The sequence below is a fragment of the Pseudomonas sp. P5_109 genome (assembly GCF_034009455.1).
Lineage (GTDB): Bacteria > Pseudomonadota > Gammaproteobacteria > Pseudomonadales > Pseudomonadaceae > Aquipseudomonas.
Genome location: NZ_CP125380.1, coordinates 199,753 through 218,853, shown reverse-complemented (window position 1 = coordinate 218,853; position 19,101 = coordinate 199,753). Strand labels below are relative to the sequence as shown.

At 61.0% G+C, this 19,101-nt stretch carries 16 protein-coding genes; 6 read left to right on the top strand and 10 right to left on the bottom strand.

All coding sequences use genetic code 11. From position 1 onward, the window contains the following. The first annotated feature begins 98 nt into the window (after positions 1-98). The 5 genes from QMK54_RS00975 to QMK54_RS00955 all read left to right on the top strand — a co-directional run bounded on the left by QMK54_RS00975 (position 99) and on the right by QMK54_RS00955 (position 4,386). The gene (locus QMK54_RS00975) at positions 99-908 is read left to right on the top strand and encodes a MetQ/NlpA family ABC transporter substrate-binding protein (protein ID WP_320401881.1); all 810 of its coding nucleotides are present in this window, start codon (positions 99-101) and stop codon (positions 906-908) included. A gap of 2 nt (positions 909-910) precedes the next feature. Next, the gene (locus QMK54_RS00970; RefSeq protein WP_320401880.1) at positions 911-2,032 is read left to right on the top strand and encodes a methionine ABC transporter ATP-binding protein; all 1,122 of its coding nucleotides are present in this window, start codon (positions 911-913) and stop codon (positions 2,030-2,032) included. After that, entirely contained in the window at positions 2,022-2,666 is a 645-nt protein-coding gene (locus QMK54_RS00965) for a methionine ABC transporter permease (protein WP_320401879.1), read from the top strand. Before QMK54_RS00970 ends, QMK54_RS00965 begins: the two co-directional genes overlap by 11 nt. 539 nt (positions 2,667-3,205) lie before the next feature. Next, positions 3,206-3,562: a DUF6124 family protein gene (locus QMK54_RS00960; RefSeq protein ID WP_110663024.1), complete on the top strand. Its 357-nt coding sequence runs from the start codon at positions 3,206-3,208 to the stop codon at positions 3,560-3,562. Between the two features lie 197 nt (positions 3,563-3,759). Next, on the top strand, positions 3,760-4,386 hold the full coding sequence (locus QMK54_RS00955; RefSeq protein ID WP_320401878.1) for a class I SAM-dependent methyltransferase: 627 nt from the start codon (positions 3,760-3,762) through the stop codon (positions 4,384-4,386). A 132-nt stretch (positions 4,387-4,518) separates the two neighbouring features. Here QMK54_RS00955 and QMK54_RS00950 read toward each other — a convergent pair whose 3' ends face one another. From QMK54_RS00950 to QMK54_RS00940, 3 genes are read right to left on the bottom strand one after another with little or no spacing between them, the layout of a single operon-like run. Beyond that, entirely contained in the window at positions 4,519-7,569 is a 3,051-nt protein-coding gene (locus QMK54_RS00950) for an efflux RND transporter permease subunit (RefSeq protein WP_320401877.1), read from the bottom strand. Next, positions 7,566-8,630 carry an efflux RND transporter periplasmic adaptor subunit gene (locus QMK54_RS00945; RefSeq protein ID WP_223588884.1) on the bottom strand — a complete coding sequence of 355 codons (1,065 nt, stop codon included), beginning with the start codon at positions 8,628-8,630 and terminating at the stop codon, positions 7,566-7,568. Before QMK54_RS00945 ends, QMK54_RS00950 begins: the two co-directional genes overlap by 4 nt. Further along, positions 8,627-9,730, bottom strand: a complete 1,104-nt coding sequence (locus QMK54_RS00940) for an efflux RND transporter periplasmic adaptor subunit (protein ID WP_110662948.1) — start codon at positions 9,728-9,730, stop codon at positions 8,627-8,629. Before QMK54_RS00940 ends, QMK54_RS00945 begins: the two co-directional genes overlap by 4 nt. Positions 9,731-9,907: 177 nt before the next feature. On the opposite strand from QMK54_RS00940, the gene QMK54_RS00935 reads away from it, so the two are divergent. After that, a complete protein-coding gene (locus QMK54_RS00935) occupies positions 9,908-11,104 on the top strand; it encodes an AAA family ATPase (RefSeq protein WP_320401876.1) in 1,197 nt (398 codons plus the stop codon). Between the two features lie 468 nt (positions 11,105-11,572). Here QMK54_RS00935 and QMK54_RS00930 read toward each other — a convergent pair whose 3' ends face one another. The 7 genes from QMK54_RS00930 to QMK54_RS00900 form a co-directional block, all read right to left on the bottom strand. Beyond that, positions 11,573-12,355 (bottom strand): MetQ/NlpA family ABC transporter substrate-binding protein, encoded by a 783-nt coding sequence (locus tag QMK54_RS00930; RefSeq protein ID WP_110663217.1) that lies wholly within the window; start codon positions 12,353-12,355, stop codon positions 11,573-11,575. 273 nt (positions 12,356-12,628) lie between these two features. Next, positions 12,629-13,552 (bottom strand): sigma 54-interacting transcriptional regulator, encoded by a 924-nt coding sequence (locus tag QMK54_RS00925; RefSeq protein ID WP_320401875.1) that lies wholly within the window; start codon positions 13,550-13,552, stop codon positions 12,629-12,631. A gap of 55 nt (positions 13,553-13,607) precedes the next feature. Continuing rightward, the gene (locus tag QMK54_RS00920) at positions 13,608-14,189 is read right to left on the bottom strand and encodes an alpha/beta hydrolase (RefSeq protein WP_320401874.1); all 582 of its coding nucleotides are present in this window, start codon (positions 14,187-14,189) and stop codon (positions 13,608-13,610) included. Between the two features lie 287 nt (positions 14,190-14,476). Further along, positions 14,477-14,878 (bottom strand): ExbD/TolR family protein, encoded by a 402-nt coding sequence (locus QMK54_RS00915; protein WP_007972930.1) that lies wholly within the window; start codon positions 14,876-14,878, stop codon positions 14,477-14,479. Position 14,879: 1 nt separating this feature from the next. Beyond that, entirely contained in the window at positions 14,880-15,605 is a 726-nt protein-coding gene (locus tag QMK54_RS00910) for a MotA/TolQ/ExbB proton channel family protein (RefSeq protein ID WP_223588875.1), read from the bottom strand. Between the two features lie 44 nt (positions 15,606-15,649). Beyond that, positions 15,650-16,459, bottom strand: a complete 810-nt coding sequence (locus QMK54_RS00905; protein ID WP_320401873.1) for an energy transducer TonB — start codon at positions 16,457-16,459, stop codon at positions 15,650-15,652. Between the two features lie 260 nt (positions 16,460-16,719). Then, complete coding sequence (locus QMK54_RS00900) at positions 16,720-19,080, bottom strand: TonB-dependent receptor (protein ID WP_110660780.1); 2,361 nt, start codon at positions 19,078-19,080, stop codon at positions 16,720-16,722. Positions 19,081-19,101: the final 21 nt, after the last annotated feature.

The window sequence follows — 19,101 nt, the reverse complement described above, 5'->3', positions numbered from 1 at the left end:
TCCCACAGGGGAATGCATTCCAAATGTGGGAGCGGGCTTGCTCGCGAAGAGGCCCCACCAGACACCAAAAAATTAATGCACTGACTGGATTACTCATCATGAAAAAGCACTACCTCTCTCACCCAGTCAAAGCACTGGCCCTGGCCCTCGGCCTGTTCAGCTCGATGACCTTCGCCGCCGACGCCCCCCTGAAAATCGGCACCACCGCCGCCTTCGCCATCCCCCTGGAAGCAGCGGTTGAAGAAGCTGGCAAACAAGGCCTGAAAGTCGAACTGGTGGAGTTCACCGACTGGATCGCGCCGAACGTCAGCCTCGCCGCCGGCGACATCGACGTGAACTACTTCCAGCACATCCCGTTCCTGGAAAACGCCAAGGCTGCGTCCGGTTTCGACCTGGTGCCGTTCGCGCCGGGGATCATCAACAACGTCGGCCTCTACTCGAAGAAATACAAAAGCTTCGACGAACTGCCGCAAGGCGCCAGCGTGGCCATCGCCAACGACCCGATCAACAGCGGTCGCGGCCTGCAGCTGCTGGCCAAGGCCGGCCTGATCACCCTCAAGCCGGGCGTCGGCTACAAGGCCACCGAAGAAGACATCATCGCCAACCCGAAGAAAATCAAGATCCTCCAGGTCGAAGCGGTGCAACTGGTGCGCGCCTATGACGACGCCGATCTGGTGCAGGGTTACCCGGCCTACATCCGCTTGTCGAAAACCTTCGATGCCGGTTCCGCGCTGCTGTTCGACGGCCTGGATCACAAGGAGTACGTGATCCAGTTCGTGATCCAGCCGAAGAGCAAAACCGACCCGCGCCTGATCAAGTTCGTCGACATCTACCAGCACTCACCCGCTGTGCGCGCCGCGCTGGATAAAGCCCACGGCAAGCTCTACCAAGCCGGTTGGGAAAGCTGAACATGACCGCCGCCATCCAACGGCGACTGGATATTCCAGAGCCGCAAAGCGCCGAGCGCACTGAGCTGCATCCCGAACTCAAGCATGCCCACGTGCGCTTCATCGGCCTGGGCAAAACCTACAACGGCCAGCAAGGACCGGTGGCCGCATTGCATGGCATCGACCTGGCGATCCAGCGCGGCGAAGTGTTCGGCATCATTGGTCGCAGCGGCGCCGGCAAGTCGTCGCTGATCCGCACCATCAACCGCCTGGAACAGCCGAGCAGCGGTCGGGTGCTGATCGACCAAGTGGACATCGGCGAGTTCGATGAGGACCGCCTGGTGGCGCTGCGTCGGCGCATCGGCATGATCTTCCAGCACTTCAACCTGATGTCGGCCAAGACCGTTTGGCAGAACGTCGAGTTGCCTTTGAAAGTCGCTGGCGTGCCCAAGGAAAAACGCGAGCAAAAAGTTCGCGAATTGCTGGAACTGGTCGGCTTGCAGGCCAAGCACAAGGCTTATCCGGCGCAGTTGTCCGGCGGGCAGAAACAGCGCGTAGGCATTGCCCGGGCGCTGGTGCATGACCCGGAAATTCTGCTGTGCGACGAAGCCACCTCGGCACTGGACCCCGAAACCACGCAGTCGATACTCGGCCTGTTGCGCGAGATCAATCAGCGCCTGGGCCTGACCATTGTGCTGATCACCCACGAGATGGCGGTGATCCGTGAGATCTGTGATCGCGTGGTTGTCCTGGAACACGGGCGCATCGTCGAGCAAGGGCCGGTGTGGGAAGTGTTCGGCAATCCGCAGCACGAGGTCAGCAAGACACTGCTGGCCCCGTTGCAACATGCATTGCCCAAAGAGCTGCAAAGCCGTTTGCAGCCGCAGCCATCGTCCTCCGACGCAGCCGTAGTCCTGCGCTTGCAGTTCACCGGTAGCCAACGCGACGAACCGGACCTGGCCGCACTGTTCAGCGCCCTGGGTGGGCGAGTGCGACTGCTGCAAGGCGGCGTGGAACGGATTCAGGGCCATGCGCTTGGGCAACTGCTGCTGGCGGTGACCGGCTCGTCCCTCGATGCCGAGGAGTTGTGTCTACGCGCCTCCCAATGGGCGCAACAGGTGGAGGTACTGGGCTATGTGGTTTGATCGCTTGCTGCAGGGTTTCATCGACACGTTCTTGATGGTCGGTGTGTCGTCGTTGATTGCACTGTTGGCGGGCATTCCGCTGGCGGTGATCCTGGTTACCAGCTCCAAGGGTGGGATCTACGAAGCCCCGGCGTTGAACCGTGTGCTAGGCGCCTTCGTGAACCTGTTTCGCTCGGTTCCGTTTCTGATTCTGATGGTGGCGCTGATTCCGTTCACCCGATTGATCGTCGGTACCACCTACGGCGTTTGGGCGGCCGTGGTGCCGCTGACCATCGCCGCCACGCCGTTCTTTGCGCGCATTGCCGAGGTCAGTTTGCGCGAGGTCGATCACGGACTGATCGAAGCGGCGCAAGCCATGGGTTGCCGGCGCTGGCACATCGTCTGGCATGTGCTGTTGCCGGAAGCACTGCCGGGGATTGTGGGTGGGTTCACCATTACCTTGGTGACCATGATCAACTCATCGGCCATGGCCGGGGCGATTGGTGCGGGCGGGCTGGGGGACATTGCGTATCGGTATGGGTATCAGCGGTTTGATAGCCAGATCATGCTGACGGTGATTGTGTTGCTGGTGGTGTTGGTGGCGGTGATTCAACTCGGTGGGGATCGGTTGGCTCGGGGGTTGAACAAGCGCTGACGAGCTGAAGGTCACCATGCTTTTGTGGCGAGGGGGCTTGCCCCCGTTGGGGCGCGAAGCGGCCCTAAAACCATTCAATGAGCTGTGTCAGAAAAAACGAGGCCGCTGGTTTTACGACTGCTGCGCAGTCGAACGGGGGCAAGCCCCCTCGCCACAAAAGCGCCCTCGCCACAGGTGATCACCACCCCTGACAGGGAAGTTTTCGTACAGGGAAATCAGCCTTTCCGCAGGCCTGTTCCCTTTCCTTTGCAGGACATTTCCTAGATCATTTCGCTCGCTTGCGCCTGCCGAATTCCGTGGCTAGTCTCGGCCCGTCACTACTCATCAGTGATCGGGTTTAGTCGCCCGGATCTTTCCAGGCGCACAGCGCCACCTCATTCCAGGTGTTTCATTGCCTGAAAGTTATGGTGGCTGTGCGCAGGGCACCCTCGGGTGCGCCGGTATTGCCTGGAGACCGGTCGACTAACCTGCGTGCAGCCGCCACCCCGTTCGTTTAGTCGCGACATCGGTTGGCTCCAATTATTCCAGGAGTTTTACCAATGAAGAAACCCGTTCCCGATCCACCTCCCGAAAACCCTACCAACGAAACCGTCACCGACGATTTGCTCAGGGATCGATCAGCGCTCTACCGAGCCATCGATTTCCACCTCACCGGCAAGCAACCCACACCCCCCGATGAAATGCGCTTCTACAACGTCAGCAAGGACGTGAGCTTTGAAGACACCCAGCTCTATGTCGCCGACCTGCTGCGTTGTGCTTCGGTCACGGCGTATCAGTGTGGTGACCAACTGAAGGGTGCCGACCGGGCGATGGTGTACTCGATCTGGCATTTGCTGGAGATTGCCAAGGCGATGGTGGATCACTCCATTGAGTGTTTGGGGATGAAAAAAGGTTGAATCAGGCTTTAGTCATCCGTTGTCAGTGATGCAGCTTTCGCGAGCAAGCCCGCTCCCACATTTGATCTCTGGCGAACACAAACCAATTGTTCGACTCGGTTAAATGTGGGAGCGGGCTTGCTCGCGAATGGCTGCGAAGCAGCCCCCAACCTGATGGCGTATATTGGCCAAATCTCTATTGCCTGCGCAGCCCGACGATGAAACAGACGCCAGACGACCTCGAACAGATCACCACCACGACCCTGGGCCATTACAACGCGGTCGCTGAAGACTTTCGTGAAGGCACGCGCGATCACGATGTCAGCCAGAACATCGATGCCCTGTTGCGGCACATTCAAGGTGAGGCGCCTTTCGACATTCTCGATTTTGGCTGCGGGCCGGGACGTGATCTGCAGACGTTCACCCGCATGGGGCACAAGGCGGTCGGCCTCGACGGTTCGGAAAGGCTTGCGCAGATGGCGCGAGACGACAGCGGTTGCGAGGTGTGGCAGCAGGACTTCCTGAAGCTTGATCTGCCAACCGAGCGTTTCGACGGGATTTTTGCCAATGCGGTGCTGTTTCATGTTCCGCGTCAGGAATTACCGCGGGTGTTGAAGCAGTTGTGGGGAGCGTTGAAACCGGGTGGGGTGTTGTTCAGTTCCAATCCCCGTGGCGAGAATCAGGAAGGCTGGAACGGGCCGCGTTATGGCTCGTACCACGACCTGGCGGCCTGGCAGCAATTGTTGGTCGAGGCGGGGTTTGTGGAGCTGGAACATTACTACCGGCCGGCAGGGCTGCCGCGGGAGCAGCAGCCTTGGTTGGCGAGTGTTTGGCGTAAGGTGTAATGCCAACAAATTTTCAGCGTTTGTTCTGACGTCTTCGCGGGCAAGCCCGCTCCCACAGTTGACCGAGTTGTTCAGGAATACTCGGTTCCCTGTGGGAGCGGGCTTGCCCGCGATGAGCGCGCAGCGCTCGCCTTACTGCGCCTCTTTCTTCGGCTCGCGAATCTTGTACCAGGCCACATACAGCGCCGGCAAAAACAGCAGCGTCAGCAAGGTGGCGATGACGATCCCGCCGATCATCGCGTAGGCCATCGGCCCCCAGAACACTTCCCGGGCAATCGGGATCATCCCCATGCTTGCCGCCGCGGCGGTCAGCAGAATCGGCCGACGTCGATGCTCGGTCGCCTGCACCACCGCATCCCACGGCGTATAGCCCTTCTGCTCGTACTCGTCGATCTGGGTCACCAGGATCACCGAGTTACGGATGATGATACCGATCAGCGCGAGAATCCCGAGGATCGCCACGAAGCCCATTGGCGTACCGGTAGGCACCAGCGCGAGGACCACGCCGATCAGCCCCAGCGGCGCGACACTGGCCACCAGGAACAGCTTCTGCACGCTGTGCAGCTGGATCATCAGGAAGGTTGCCATCATGAACAGCATCAGCGGCACAACCTTGGCAATCGGCCCCTGGGCCTTGCCGCTTTCCTCCACCGTACCACCGGTGGCGACTTTGTAGCCCGCCGGCAGTTTGGCTGCGAAAGCATCGATGGACGGCTTGAGGATTTTCACCAGGTCCGTCGGCTGGATCTCATCACGAATCGCCGCCTTGATGGTGATGGTCGGCAAACGATCCCTACGCCATACCAACGGCTGCTCCAGTTCATAGCGCACCGTGGCGAACGCCAGCAACGGAATCGACGTGCCGCTCGGCGTGACGATTTGCAGGTTCTGCAGGGTTTCCGGCGTACCGCGCTCGGAGTCCACCGCACGACCGACGACGTTGATCAGGTAAATGTCGTCATCGACCTGGGTCACCGACTGGCCGCTGACGATGCCGTTCATCAGGTTGGCCACATCCTCGGAAGACAGCCCCAACTGCCGCGCCTTGTCCTGGGCGATGTCGATGCGCAGGACTTTGCCCGGCTCGTTCCAGTCGTAGATGATCTCGCCGATGTGCGGGTTCTTGTCCAGCTCCGTGGCCAGGTCGATGGCATGTCGACGCACCTGGTCGATGTCCTTGCCGCTGACCCGGTACTGGATCGGACGCCCTACCGGCGGGCCCATTTCCAGCGCCTGGACATAACCGCCGATGCCGACGAAGTCGTTGCGCAAGCGCTCGCGCAGCTTCTGCATCATGGCCTCGCGGGTATGGCCTTTGCTGACGATCACCAACTGCGCGTAGAACGGGTTTTGCAGTTGCTGGTCCAGAGGCAGGTAAAAACGGATGGCGCCCTGACCAATGTAGGTGCTCCAGCGCACGATGTCCGGATCATCCTTGAGCGTGGCTTCGAGACGATCGACCGCCCTTCGGGTTTCGTCGATCGAGGAGTTTTGCGGCAGGTTCAGGTCCACCAGGATTTCCGGGCGATCCGAAGACGGGAAGAACTGGTTCTGCACGTAGCGCATGCTGAAGAGCGCCAGCACAAAGCACAGCACCGTAATGCCGATGGCCCACCAGCGATTGCGCATGCACCACAGCAGTCCGCCGTTGAACGCCTTGCCGATGCGCCCGGGTTCGCCTTCGTGGGGTTTTACCTTGGTGCTGAGAATGTGCACGCCGATCACCGGCGCAAACAGCACCGCCACCACCCACGACACCAGCATCGCACAGGCAATCACCGCAAACAGGGTGTAGGTGTACTCACCGGCGGAGCTGGCGTTCAAGCCGATCGGCACGAAGCCCGCGACCGTCACCAGCGTACCGGTGAGCATCGGGAACGCCGTGGAGGTGTAGGCGAAGGTTGCCGCCTGCTCCTTGGTCTCGCCCATTTCCAGGCGCGTGACCATCATTTCCACAGTGATCATCGCATCGTCCACCAGCAGGCCGAGGGCGATGATCAGTGCACCGAGGGAAATCCGCTGCATGGTGATGCCGCTGTATTCCATGAACACGAACACCATCGCCAGCACCAGTGGGATCGAGCACGCCACCACCAGCCCGGCGCGCACGCCGAGGCTGACGAAGCTGACTAGCAGCACGATCACTACCGCTTCGAACAAGGCACTGGTAAAGCCGCCCACGGCTTCTTCCACCACCACGGCCTGGTCGGAAACGTTGTAGATGCCGACCCCCACCGGCAGGTCGGCGGTCAACTGTTCGATACGGGTGTGCAGCGCCTTGCCGAACGCCTGGACGTTGCCACCCTTCTGCATGGCAATCGCCAGGCCGATGGCCGGTTTGCCGTTGATGCGGAATTCCGGCGAGGCCGGATCGACATAGCCGCGACTGATTTCGGCAATGTCGGCCAGACGATAGTAGCGGTCGTTGAGCTTGAGGTTGACCTCGGCGAGGTCTTTCTCCGAAGCGAACTTCCCTGAAGTGCGCACCGAAATCCGCTCCGGCCCGGCCTCGATGACACCCGCCGGGGTCACGGCGTTCTGGGTTTGCAGGCTCTGCACCACCTGACGCTCATCGATGCCCAGCGCTGCGAGTTTGCGTGTGGAGAAGTTCAGGTACAGCACTTCGTCCTGCTGGCCGACCATCTCGATCTTGCCCAGCCCCGGCACGCCGCGAATTTCCATGCGCGCCTGTTCCACGTAGTCGCGCAGCTGACGCATGGTCAGGCCGTCGGCGGTGAAGGCGTAGATCGACCCGAAGACGTCACCGAACTCGTCGTTGAACGACGGCCCCTGTATGCCCTGCGGGAACTGGTACTTGATGTCGTTGATCTTCTTGCGCACCTGGTACCAGATTTCCGGGATGTCCTTGGCACTGGTGGTGTCGCGCAGGTACACGTACACCGTCGATTCGCCGGGGCGCGTGTAGCTTTTCACGTAGTCGAGGGAGTCGAGTTCTTCGAGCTTCTTCTCGATCCGGTCGGTGATCTGCTTGAGGGTTTCCTCCTGGGTCGCCCCCGGCCATTTGCTCTGGATCACCATGGTCTTGATGGTGAACGAAGGGTCTTCTTCGCGACCCAGGTTGAAGTACGAGAACACACCCATCAGCAACGCGACGAACATCAGATACCAGATGAACGACTGATGCTTGAGGGCCCATTCCGAGAGGTTGAAAGGCCCTTTCATTGACTGTCCTCGTCGATTTTCACTTTTTGCCCCGGCTTGAGGCTGTTCACACCGGCACTGACCACCCGCTCGCCGTTTTTCACGCCGCCGGCCAGCACCACGGTGCTGTCGGTGCGGCTGATCACGGTGATGTCACGGGGAGAGACGGTTTTACTCTGTGCATCGATCACCCAGATGCGCGGCTTGCCATCGACCACCTGCAGCGCGGTGACCGGCAGTTCGATGCGCGGCTTGATCGCCGAGCTCAGGGTGACGCTGATGGCCGTGCCCAGGCGAAAGCCTTCTGGCGTTTCGGCCAGGGTCAAGCGAGCGCGACGGGTGCGCGTGGCGCTTTGAGCCTGAGGCTCGATTTCACGGATGATCGCGGTGGTGTTGATGCTCGGATTGAGTTGCGCCGCGACCAAAAACACCACATCGCTGGGCAGTTGGTCGACCAGGGTATCGGGAAGATCGATCACCGCCTCCTTGATGTCCGGTTGCGCCAGGGTCACCACTTGCTGACCCGCCGACACCACTTGCCCGGCCTCGGCGCTCCACGCAGTGACCACGGCTTTATGGTCGGCGCGCAGCTCGGTGTAGCCCAGTTGGTCCTTGCTCTGGTTGACGGCCGCCCGGGCCTGATCAAGGGAGGCCTGGGTGGTTTTCAGGTCCGTGTTGGCCTCATCCAATTGCGCCTGCGCGCCGACCCCGCGGTCAAACAAGGCTTGCTGACGCTGGGCGGTGGCTTTGGCGTTGATCAGTTGCGCCTGGATTTTCGCCAGATCGCCCTGGGCCGAACGCAATTGGTTCTGTTGATCCGAAGGATCGAGGGTGGCGAGCAACGTGCCCTTCTCGACCTCGGTGCCGACATCGACGTTACGGCTGGCGATTCGCCCGCCCACACGGAAGCCGGTATCGGTTTCATAGCGTGCCTGGATACTGCCGGCAAAGCGGCCCAGGTCCTCTTCGCTCAAGGCCTGGACCTTGATCGACAGCACCGGTCGCACCGGCTCCGGCGGCGGTTCGCTTTTGGAACAGGCGCTCAGCACCAGCCCGATGGACAACGCCCATAAAGGCTTCATGGCTTTGCTCCCCACGTCAGATCCTTGTAAGTGTTTTCGGCAATCTCGACTTCCATGTCCGGGTGCAAGAGTTGTCCACCGGCGACGATGACTTTGTCGCCGTCCTTCAAGCCGCCGCTAACGATGATCTTGCCGGTCAGGTAGCGGCTGACCGTCACCGTATGCAACTGGGCCTTGCCCTTGTCGTCGACAATCCAGACCGCAGGTTCACTGATGTTTTTGGTCAGTGCCGACCACGGCAACTCGATAACCGACTTGCCCGATCCCCTGGCCGTGGCGCTCACCACCGAGCCCAGTTGCATGCCGTCGGGCAGGCTGTTGAGGCCGACCTTGACCTGCACGGTGCCCGATTGCGCCGACACCGACGGGGTGACTTCACGTACGGTGCCAGTGGTCTTGATTGCCGGGTTGTCGAGCAGGCTCAGGACAATGGTCTGATCCTTGGGCTTCTCCGCCAGCAGCGATTCATAGACGTTGAATACCGCATCGCGGTCGCCGTCCCGGGCCAGGCTGAAGATCGGCATCGTCGCCTGCACCACCTGGCCGACTTCCGCCTGGCGCTCGGTAATGATCCCCGGCGCATCGGCGATCAACGCGGTATAGCTCAACTGATCCTTGGCGTTGGCCAACTGCGCCTGGGCGGCGCTCAAGGCACTCTGACTACTGTGCAAGGCGGCCTGGGCCGAGTCGTATTCACTCTGGCTGGTGTAACCCTTGGGCAGGAGTTTTTGCTGACGCACGAATGCCGCCGCGCTCTGCTTCACCCGCGCCTGTTCAGCGACCACTTGTGCCTGGGCCGAGTCGACGTTGGTCTGCAGATCCTTTGGGTCGAGCCGGGCGAGCACTTGCTTGGCGGTCACACGATCGCCAACGTCTACCGAGCGCTGGATGATCTTGCCACCGACGCGAAAGGACAGTTCCGTCTGTACCCGCGCCTGGATATCACCGGTGAGGGTGACCGAGGCCGCGTAATCCGCTGGCTTGACGACCTGCACGAAAACCCGTGGCAGGTATTCCTGCACGGGCTTTTTCTCGTCGCAAGCCGTCAGCAGGGTGACGACACTCAAGGCCATTACTACTTTCAATCCGGGAACCACCATGCAATCTCCTTGGCCTTTTTCATGTACAACACGACAGAGAGCTTAGAACAGGATTGGAACCTTGCACGAGCGTCTTATGAAGAAAAAACTCACACCTTGTTACCCTTGAAACAGTTGCAATAGACACCTGCGCATGCCTGACAATGAGTCCTGGTCGATCCCGCCTCAGGAACTCACATGCTCAAAACCCTCGCGGTGGCCAATTACCGCTCGATCAACAAACTGGTGATCCCGCTGGGCCGGCTGAATCTGATTACCGGGCCCAACGGCAGCGGCAAATCCAACCTGTACCGCGCGCTGCGCCTGCTGGCGGAAACCGCCCAGGGCGGCGTGGTCAATGCCCTGGCCCGTGAAGGCGGTCTGGATTCGACCTTCTGGGCCGGCCCGGAAACCATTTCCCGGCGCATGCGCACTGGCGAAGTCCCCATCGAGCCCACCGTGAACCAAGGCGTCAAACGCCTGCGCCTGGGGTTTGCGGGAGACGATTTCGGTTACTCGATCAGCCTCGGCCTGCCGGATTCCAATGGTCATTTCATGCTGCCCGGGCACCGCTGGCCGATCCCTTCCCGTTTCAGCCTCGACCCGCAGATCAAGCGCGAATGCCTGTGGGCCGGGGCGTTCTATCGCCCGGCCAGTCTGCTGGTCGACCGTGACGGTCCGATGATCCGTACCCGCGCCAACCGCAAGTGGGATGTACTGGCGCAGCACACGCCGATGTTCGACAGCCTGTTCGACCAGGTCGGCAGCCTGCGCAGCTCTCCGGAAGTGCTGGAAATGCGCGAGTTCATCCGCCGCTGGCGCTTCTACGATCACTTTCGCAGCGATGCCGACGCACCCGCGCGCCAACCGCAACTGGGCACCCGCACGCCGGTGCTGCATCACGACGGACGCGATCTGGCGGCGGCCTTGCAGACGATCATCGAAATCGGCGATCAGGAGGCATTGCAGGCCGCCATCAGCGATGCCTTCCCCGGCGCGCGCCTGAACATCGAACCACTGCCGGGAGGTCGCTTCGCCATCGAGTTTTTCCAGGAAGGTTTGTTACGACCACTGTCGGCCGCCGAGTTGTCGGACGGAACCTTGCGTTACCTGCTGTTGGTCGCGGCACTGCTGACACCTCGGCCGCCGACACTGATGGTGCTGAACGAGCCGGAAACCAGCCTGCATCCGGACCTGCTGGCGGCACTGGCACGCTTGATCATCCGCGCCTCAGAGCAGTGCCAGGTGTGGGTGGTATCTCATGCCCGGCGCTTGATTTCGGCATTGCAGCAAGACCCGGATTGCAACTGCATCGTGCTGGAGAAGAACCTCGGGCAAACCGGGATTGTCGGCCAACGCATGCTGGATGAGCCGGCATGGTATTGGCCGGAATGAACGACAAGTGATTTGCCGGGACGATGGAAGACGTCTATTTTCCCCTGCGACGTAGGAAGGATCTTTTTTTCGAACCACAACTCCAAGGACGAACCACTTTTGGCCAGACTCCCGGCCAAAACCTCACAAGGACGAGAACATGGCAGACGCACAAACGCCGCAACGGCTGGATCCGCAGGACATTCTGAAACTCTTGATGGCGTTGCGCAGGGCCTTGGAGGCCAAGCCGGCCTGAGTGCTTTTGATCTTGTGGCGAGGGGGCTTGCCCCCGTTGGGCTGCGAAGCGGCCCCATGTAACCTCCCAAAAATCTTAATGACGCACCTCGGGCGAATGCTGCGCATTCGAACGGGGGCAAGCCCCCTCGCCACAAAAGCGTCCTCGCCCCTGGCAAACCAACACACATAAAAAAACGCCGACGCTAAATCAGCCGTCGGCGTATGAAACCTTGAAGGGGTTTGCTTCGCGAATCAGAACGCTGGCAGTACCGCGCCGCTGTACTTCTTCTCGATGAATGCTTTCACTTCCGGGCTGGTCAGGGCTTTGGCCAGTTTCTGGATGGCAACGCTGTCCTTGTTGTCCGGACGGGCCACCAGGAAGTTCACGTAAGGCGAATCGGCACCTTCGATCACCAGTGCGTCTTTAGCCGGGTTCAGACCCGCTTCCAGCGCGTAGTTGGTGTTGATCATGTCCAGGTCGACCTGATCCAGCACGCGCGGCAGCATGGCCGACTCAAGTTCCTTGAACTTGAAGTTGTGCGGGTTCTTGGCGATGTCTTTCGGGGTGGCCAGGGCGTTTTTCGGGTCTTTCAACTCGATAAGGCCAGCCTTCTGCAGCAGGATCAGGGCACGGCCGCTGTTGCTGCCTTCGTTCGGGATGGCGATGGTCGCGCCGTCTTTCAGTTCAGCCAGGGTTTTGACTTTCTTCGAGTAGCCGCCGAAAGGTTCAACGTGTACGCCGATCACGGTGACCAGGTTGGTACCTTTGCCTTCGTTGAAGCTTTTCAGGTACGGCAGGGTCTGGAAGTAGTTGGCGTCCAGGCGCTTCTGGTCGACCTGCACGTTCGGCTGAACGTAGTCGGTGAAGACTTTGATTTCCAGGTCCACACCTTCTTTGGCGAGGGTTGGCTTGATCAGCTCAAGGATCTCGGCGTGTGGAACCGGGGTTGCCGCAACCACGAGTTTTTCGCCAGCCTGGGCCAGGCCCGCGGAGAGGGCCGCCGCCAGTGCGGTGAACAACAGAACCTTTTTCATGCAGTGTCCTTATCGAAAATCACAGTCGCTTGTGGCGACGGCTTGAAAACGAGAGTGCCAGTGAAGTGCTATCGCTGGCGTGAAGCGGACAATACCGGGATTTTTTATTCCCGAACAATAACCTTTATTCAGCTTCATATTCCATTTTGTTCATACAGATCTAATCCGCACCTGACCCTGTAGGAGCGAGCCTGCTCGCGATGATCGCCAGGACAACGCGGGCATTCAGGAAACCCGCATCATCGTTGAAGACCATCGCGAGCAGGCTCGCTCCTACAGCAGGCCGGCGCCTTTAAGTATTTGTTTCAAGGCGACTTTTTCTGCGTCGGAACCGTTGCCAAGAATCTGCTTGATCTGCCGTTCGATCTGTCCCAGACCTTCATCAGGCAGGTTCAGATGCTCCGGCAAAATCTCGTCGCCCGTGCTCACCAGCAGCGCAAAGTGAATGATGTTCTCCAGCTCGCGGGTATTGCCCGGCCAACTGTGACGTTCCAGCACAAGCTGCGCCGCTTCACTGATCAGCGGCACCGGCAGGTCGAGGCGCTGGCTGTAGATGCCGAGGAAGTATTCGGCCAGCGACAGGATGTCACCCGTACGCTCGCGCAGCGCCGGCAGTTCGAGCGGGCCTTCGCTGAGGTAGTGATAGAGCCGCTCATGGAATTTCCCGGCGGCAACCGCCTGGGCCAGATTGATGCTGGTGGCCGCCACCAGCCGCACATCCACCGGGCTCGGCTGCTGGGCACCGACGCGGATGACTTCGTGGTTCTCCAGGGCGGCGAGCAGTTTGATCTGGATCGGCAGCGGCAGGTCGCCGATTTCGTCCAGGTACAACGTGCCGCCGTTGGCCGAGCCGAACCACCCGGCACGACTGCTCGCCGAGCCGCTGTAGCTGCCCGCCGCATAGCCAAACAACTCGGCATCGGCGTAAGTCGGGCTGATCGCGCCGCAGTTGACCGACACGAATAACCCGCCGCGATCACTGGCGCGGTGGATGTGGCGCGCCAGCAATTCCTTGCCGGTACCGGTTTCGCCACGGATCAGCACGGACACCGAACGCGTGGCCAGTTGCTCAAGGTCTTCACGTAATTGCCGTGAACGCGGATCGACAAACACCAGCGCCTTGGCGCGGATGCTCAGGGGACTTTTTTCGGCATCGGGAAAGGTCAGCAGCGGCTGACCGAAGGTTTCAAAGCTCATGGCAGACTCCCGCCCAAAACCGCCGGGAGACGGGGGCGTTAAATAAAGAAAGTGTTCAAGCGCGGCGCAGGGCGTGGTGTTCCATGCGGTTCTGCAAGCGATAGAGATAGGCAAACCCCTGCTCCCAGCGCTGATGGCCGGACTTCACGTTGATATGCCCCGCCCCCGCCAGGATTCCCGCCTCGGCACCCCAGTTGCGCGCCAGTTCCAGGGCCCGCGGCGCACTGACGGCGCTGTCGTTGTCGGAGCTGACGACCTGGCTCGGGAATGGCAGCAGGTCCGTCGGGATTGGCGCGAAATTGCGCAGGGCCGGCGCGCAGGCCGGGCGTTCGACATCCGCCGGTGCGACCAGCAGGGCGCCGCGCACTTGCCGCAAAAACTGCACGGGAGCGGTCGCTGCCCAATGGGCGATGGTGATGCAACCCAGGCTGTGGGCGATCAGGATGACCGGCGTGCTGTCGGCGGCAATCGCCTCGGCCAGCGCTGCGACCCAGTCCTCTCGACGTGGCGTCAGCCAGTCGGCCTGCTCCACCCGCGCACTGTTCGGCAGGCTGTTCTGCCAGTGGCTTTGCCAATGATCTTCCGGCGATCCTTGCCAGCCCGGCACAATCAGGTAGCGAATTGATTCGTTGCGCATGGGGGAGCTCTCCTGCTGCGTGTCTGTTCCCGGTCGAGTATAGGGAGAGGATTTATATTCGTTAAGGAATAAGAAGCTATTTATTAAGATCTACATCGAATAACAAATTTCGACCTGTAGGAGCTGGCTTGCCAGCGATGGCGCCCTTCCAGTCGATGAAGATGTTGCCTGTCCCACCGCTATCGCTGGCAAGCCAGCTCCTACAGGGGGTTGTGGCGCTGCTGAATTCGAGGCAAAAAAAAGGGCCGCACCCTGCCAAGGAGACGGCCCCGGAAAACGAAAATCTGTTAACGCGCAGTAATCACCGACAGCTTGGTAATCCCTGCCCGCTCGATCGACGCCATGGCCCGCGCCACTTCGCCGTAATTCACCCCATCGTCTGCCTGCAGCTGCACACGCACCTCGGGGTCCTTGGCCTTCGCCGACTTGAGGTTGAACTCCAGCAAGTCCGGCTGTATCTCGTCCTTGTTGATAAACAGTTTGCCGGCCCCGTCGATGCTCACCACCAACGGGTCTTTCTGCTCCACCGGCGCCACCGCTTCGGTCTTGGGCAGGTTGATCGGAATCGCGTTGGTCAGCAGCGGTGCGGTGACGATGAACACCACCAGCAACACCAGCATCACATCCACCAACGGCGTCACGTTGATCTCGCTGAGCACCTCATCGGTGTCTTGCGTGGAGAAGGCCATATCAGGACGCCTCCTTCACTTTCGGCGCGCTGCCTTGGGCCGCTGCCTTGTGCGCCGTCGGGTGGATCAGCACGCGGAACGAACTCTTCTGCGCCAGGCTGTAGAAGTCGTGGGCAAAGTCATCCAGGTCCGCCGCCGTCAGTTTCAAACGGCGCAAAAAGTAGTTGTAAACCAGTACCGCCGGCACCGCGACGGCGATCCCAACGCCCGTGGCGACCAGTGCCGCGCCAATCGGCCCGGCGACCGTTTCCAGGCTTGCCGAGCCCGCCGCGCTGATGCCTTTCAACGCCTCCATGATTCCCCACACCGTGCCGAACAAACCAATGAACGGCGAGGTGCTGCCAATGCTCGCGAGCACCGCCAAGCCGGTTTCCAGTGACCGCCGCTCACGCACGATCTGCTGACGCAAAGCCCGCTCCAGACGATCCTGATGGTTGATCGCCTGGCTCAAGTCCGCCGCCTGCGGCGCCTCGCCCACCTGGATGGCCGCGTAACCGGCCTGGGCAACCCGGGCGGCCGCGCCGGGCCGGGTTTCGCTCAGTTCGGCCGCCGAATCGAGACTCGAAGCGGCCCAGAACTGTTGATGAAACTTTCGATCCTGTGCCTTGAGGCGCCCGAACTGCACGCCCTTGAGCAATGCCAAACCCCAGGTCGCGACGGAAAAAACCACCAGCAGCCAGATCACCGCGCTTTCGATGGATTCAAGTGGAGATGCCAGTAACGTCATGGTGTATTCCTCGTGTAAACGTTTCGCGCGAAATTGGTTTCGGTTTAATGAATCTTGAAATCGATAGGCACGCTGACCCAGCCGTCCTGGGCCACATCGCCTTGCTTGGCTGGCACGAAACTCCAGCGTTTCACCGCGTTCAGCGCTGCTTCGTCGAGCGCATCGCGACCGCTGCTTTTCTGGATCTGGATCTCACCGGGCTTGCCGCTGGCCAACACATGCACGCGCAACAACACCGTGCCTTCCCAGCCGCGACGCTGGGCCAGCGACGGGTATTCCGGCGCCGGGTTTTTCAAATAGCCGGCCGTGGCGGAGGCCGGTGTCACAGGTGCGGGCGCCGGCGGTGCAGGTGCTGCCGGGGCCGCGACGGGTGCTGCCGGTTTCGTTGGCGCGGGGGGTTGCTCAACTGCTTTTGGCGCCGGTTTCGGTTGCGGTTTGGCGACCGGTTTGGGCTTGGGCACCGGCTTCGGTGGAGGCGGCTTCACGGCCAGTTCGTCTTCCACGGGCGGTGGTGGCTCCACCACAGGCTGGACAGGTTGCGGTGGCGGCGGCTCGACCACCGGTGGCGCCGGACGCGAGAACTCGATGGTCATCGGCGGGACTTCCGGCGGCACGATCGGCAGCACCGGGGTCGGTTGCTGATTGACCCAATAAATCACCGCGCCATGCACCAGCAACGCCAGCACGCCGAGCACGATCGCTTCCCGTCGGCGCAGGACGCCCTTGGGTGCACGCTGCAAACGCAACTGGCCCAAGGGCAACCGGTGCGGTCGGCCGAGGTCGACCAACTCGCCACCGGGTGCCTGGCGCCACAGCACTTCATGTGCACTGACGGCGGTCTGGACATTGCCCATTGCTTCACTCCCTGCGGTCTCTTAGCGGATAACCCGAAACGTCGACTTGAACATCCCCCCGACGACATCGCGGTGGAGAAATCATTGGCCGGAACGCTTAGTTCTTAAAGTAATTTTTAATCTAATACTTAGACCATAAATGCATATGCGAAACCTTCGTCTACCGCCAGAGCCCGCAATACAAGGGCTCTGGCCCGATGGCGAAAAACCAATGCCTTGCCTGCATTGAAAGTATTCATTCGAGGCATGCTTTTTCGCCGTCAGAAGTCATATCGACCGGTCACGCCCAGCGTCCGGGGGGTGCCGAGCAGGCCTTCATAACCACCGTTGGCAGCCGTCCACAGCGTCGTGTAGTAGGTTTTGTCGAAGGCGTTTTTCAGCCACAGCGAAACGTCCCACTGCCCCTGGTTGAAGTCGCCGCGCAAACCGGTGGACAGGTTGACCACCGCATAACTCGGGATCTGCCCGAAGTCGGAGTCTTCCACCGTGCCCACCGCTTTGGAGCGGAACGCATAGCTGGCAGTGACGTATTCCTCGAAGCCGTTGCTCAGGTTCCACTTGTATTCGCCGTTGGCGTTGCCGATCCATTTCGAGGCGCCGACCACTTGATGGCCACTGAGGTCGCAAGACGCCGGAGCGCCCGGCGCCAGGCTGACTTCCGGCGGGCACGGCGCATCCTTGTACGAGAGGTAGCTGACATCGTTGTACGAGCCGTTGATGTTCAGCGTCAGGCCGCGCAGCGGGATCAGGGTGCTTTCGAACTCCACGCCACGGGAGCGCACCGAGCCGGCGTTGGTCAGGTACTGCACGCGGTTGACGTCGTCGTAGGCGTTGGTCTGATAGCCGTTGACCTGGGTCCAGAAGACGTTGGCGTTGAGTTGCAGGCGGCGGTCCCACAGGGTGCTCTTGAAACCGAGCTCGGCGTTGTTGGCGCGCTCGGTGCCGATCAGCAGTGAGTCGGCACCCGCCACCGGCGCCGTACCGACCGCCAGGTTGACCCCGCCTGATTTTTCGCCATGGGACAACGTAGCGTAGGTGAGCAGGTCGTCGGTGAGGCGGTAGCTGAGGTTCAGCAGGCCCGAGGGACTGGAGCTGTACTGGTTCAGATCGCCGGAATCGTAGGCCCCCGCGCGCGCACGTCGTGACGCGGCCGCCGCACCGGTGACCGCGACACCACCGGCGGGTGCATTGCGGGTCACCCAGGCGTTTTTCTCTTCATAGGTGCCCCGCAGGCCGGCGGTGAAATCCAGGCGCTCGGTCAGGTGCCAGGTGCCCTGGGCGAACAGCGCGAAGCTGTTGGTTTCGATATGACCGTTGCCGACACTGTCGATGTTGTTCAGCGCACCAGTGGGCGTGCCACTCCAGATGTCCGCTTGCGGGCCGTAGAAGGTGAAGGATTTGTTGTCCAGGTTGGAGCCGAAGTAGTAGGCGCCCAGCACGTAATCGAAGAATCCGCCGGTAGGCGACGCCAGGCGAAACTCCTGGGAATACTGCTTATCCTCCACCGAAACGCCGGCGTTGTAGAAGGCGGTTGCGTTCAGGCCGTCATCATTGCGCGGGGTGAAATTCCACCAGCGATAGGAGCTGATGGACGTCAGGGTGAAGTCGCTCGGCAGCGTCCAGTTGGCCTCGACTGACGTACCGCCCTGATGCACGGTGACGTGCTGGTCGTTGTTCAGGTTGACCTTGCGGTGCGTGCCGTCAACCAGGGTCGCGCCAGCCGCATTGGCCCGGGCCTGGTAAAGGTTGGTGCCATTGATGGTCGGCCCGGTGTTGAACAACACCCGGGTGCCGGCGCTGGAATCCTCCTCGTTGTAGTCGCCGATCCAGCGCAGGTTGAATGACTCGTTGGGCTTGAACAGCAACTGGCCACGGAAGCCATCGCGCGAGCCGCCGTTCAAATCGTGGCCGTCGAATTCGTTCTTGATGTCACCGTCGCTGCGGGTGCGATACGCAGAAAAGCGCCCGGCCAGTTCGTCATTCAGCGGGCCGGAAATCGTGCCCTTGGTCTGGAAATAACCGTCCTCGCCTACCGAAGATTCGATGCTGCGTTCCGGGGTAAAGGTTGGCGCACGCGTGCTGATGTTGATCACACCGGCGGTGGTATTTTTACCGAACAGGGTGCCTTGCGGACCGCGCAGCACTTCGAGCTGCTCGATGTCCATCAGGTCGAACACGGCCATGCCCGGCCGGCCGAGGTAAACGTTGTCGATGTACAGGCCGACACTGCCTTCCAGGCCATCGCTGGCCGGGTTGTTGCCCAGGCCACGAATCGACACGCTGGACTGGCGCGCATGCATGTAGGCGACGTTGACGCTGGGCACCAGTTGCTGCAGATCCTGAATGCGATAAACCCGCTGGGCTTCCAGGGTCTGGCCACTGACCACGCTCATGGGCGTCGGTACGTCCTGCGAACTTTCTTCGCGGCGGCGGGTGGTCACGGTCACGGTTTCCAGTTGCGCACTGTCGGCCGTGGCGGATTTCACGGGGGTGGTTGCAGGGGTGGCGCTGTCGGCTGCATAGCCTTGGGTCCAACCGGCGCTTCCTGCCAGTAACAGGGCCAGAGGCAGGCGTTTGAGCCGTTGGGGTGACGAGGTTTGAGCAAGGTGCAACGGACTCATAAGGCGGGGTTCCCGATCAGA

Coding starts and splice junctions, on each gene's coding strand:
- QMK54_RS00975 (WP_320401881.1), top strand. CDS start 99: ATGAAAAAGCACTACCTCTCTCACCCAGTCAAAGCACTGGCCCTGGCC.
- QMK54_RS00970 (WP_320401880.1), top strand. CDS start 911: ATGACCGCCGCCATCCAACGGCGACTGGATATTCCAGAGCCGCAAAGC.
- QMK54_RS00965 (WP_320401879.1), top strand. CDS start 2,022: ATGTGGTTTGATCGCTTGCTGCAGGGTTTCATCGACACGTTCTTGATG.
- QMK54_RS00960 (WP_110663024.1), top strand. CDS start 3,206: ATGAAGAAACCCGTTCCCGATCCACCTCCCGAAAACCCTACCAACGAA.
- QMK54_RS00955 (WP_320401878.1), top strand. CDS start 3,760: ATGAAACAGACGCCAGACGACCTCGAACAGATCACCACCACGACCCTG.
- QMK54_RS00950 (WP_320401877.1), bottom strand. CDS start 7,569: ATGAAAGGGCCTTTCAACCTCTCGGAATGGGCCCTCAAGCATCAGTCG.
- QMK54_RS00945 (WP_223588884.1), bottom strand. CDS start 8,630: ATGAAGCCTTTATGGGCGTTGTCCATCGGGCTGGTGCTGAGCGCCTGT.
- QMK54_RS00940 (WP_110662948.1), bottom strand. CDS start 9,730: ATGGTGGTTCCCGGATTGAAAGTAGTAATGGCCTTGAGTGTCGTCACC.
- QMK54_RS00935 (WP_320401876.1), top strand. CDS start 9,908: ATGCTCAAAACCCTCGCGGTGGCCAATTACCGCTCGATCAACAAACTG.
- QMK54_RS00930 (WP_110663217.1), bottom strand. CDS start 12,355: ATGAAAAAGGTTCTGTTGTTCACCGCACTGGCGGCGGCCCTCTCCGCG.
- QMK54_RS00925 (WP_320401875.1), bottom strand. CDS start 13,552: ATGAGCTTTGAAACCTTCGGTCAGCCGCTGCTGACCTTTCCCGATGCC.
- QMK54_RS00920 (WP_320401874.1), bottom strand. CDS start 14,189: ATGCGCAACGAATCAATTCGCTACCTGATTGTGCCGGGCTGGCAAGGA.
- QMK54_RS00915 (WP_007972930.1), bottom strand. CDS start 14,878: ATGGCCTTCTCCACGCAAGACACCGATGAGGTGCTCAGCGAGATCAAC.
- QMK54_RS00910 (WP_223588875.1), bottom strand. CDS start 15,605: ATGACGTTACTGGCATCTCCACTTGAATCCATCGAAAGCGCGGTGATC.
- QMK54_RS00905 (WP_320401873.1), bottom strand. CDS start 16,459: ATGGGCAATGTCCAGACCGCCGTCAGTGCACATGAAGTGCTGTGGCGC.
- QMK54_RS00900 (WP_110660780.1), bottom strand. CDS start 19,080: ATGAGTCCGTTGCACCTTGCTCAAACCTCGTCACCCCAACGGCTCAAA.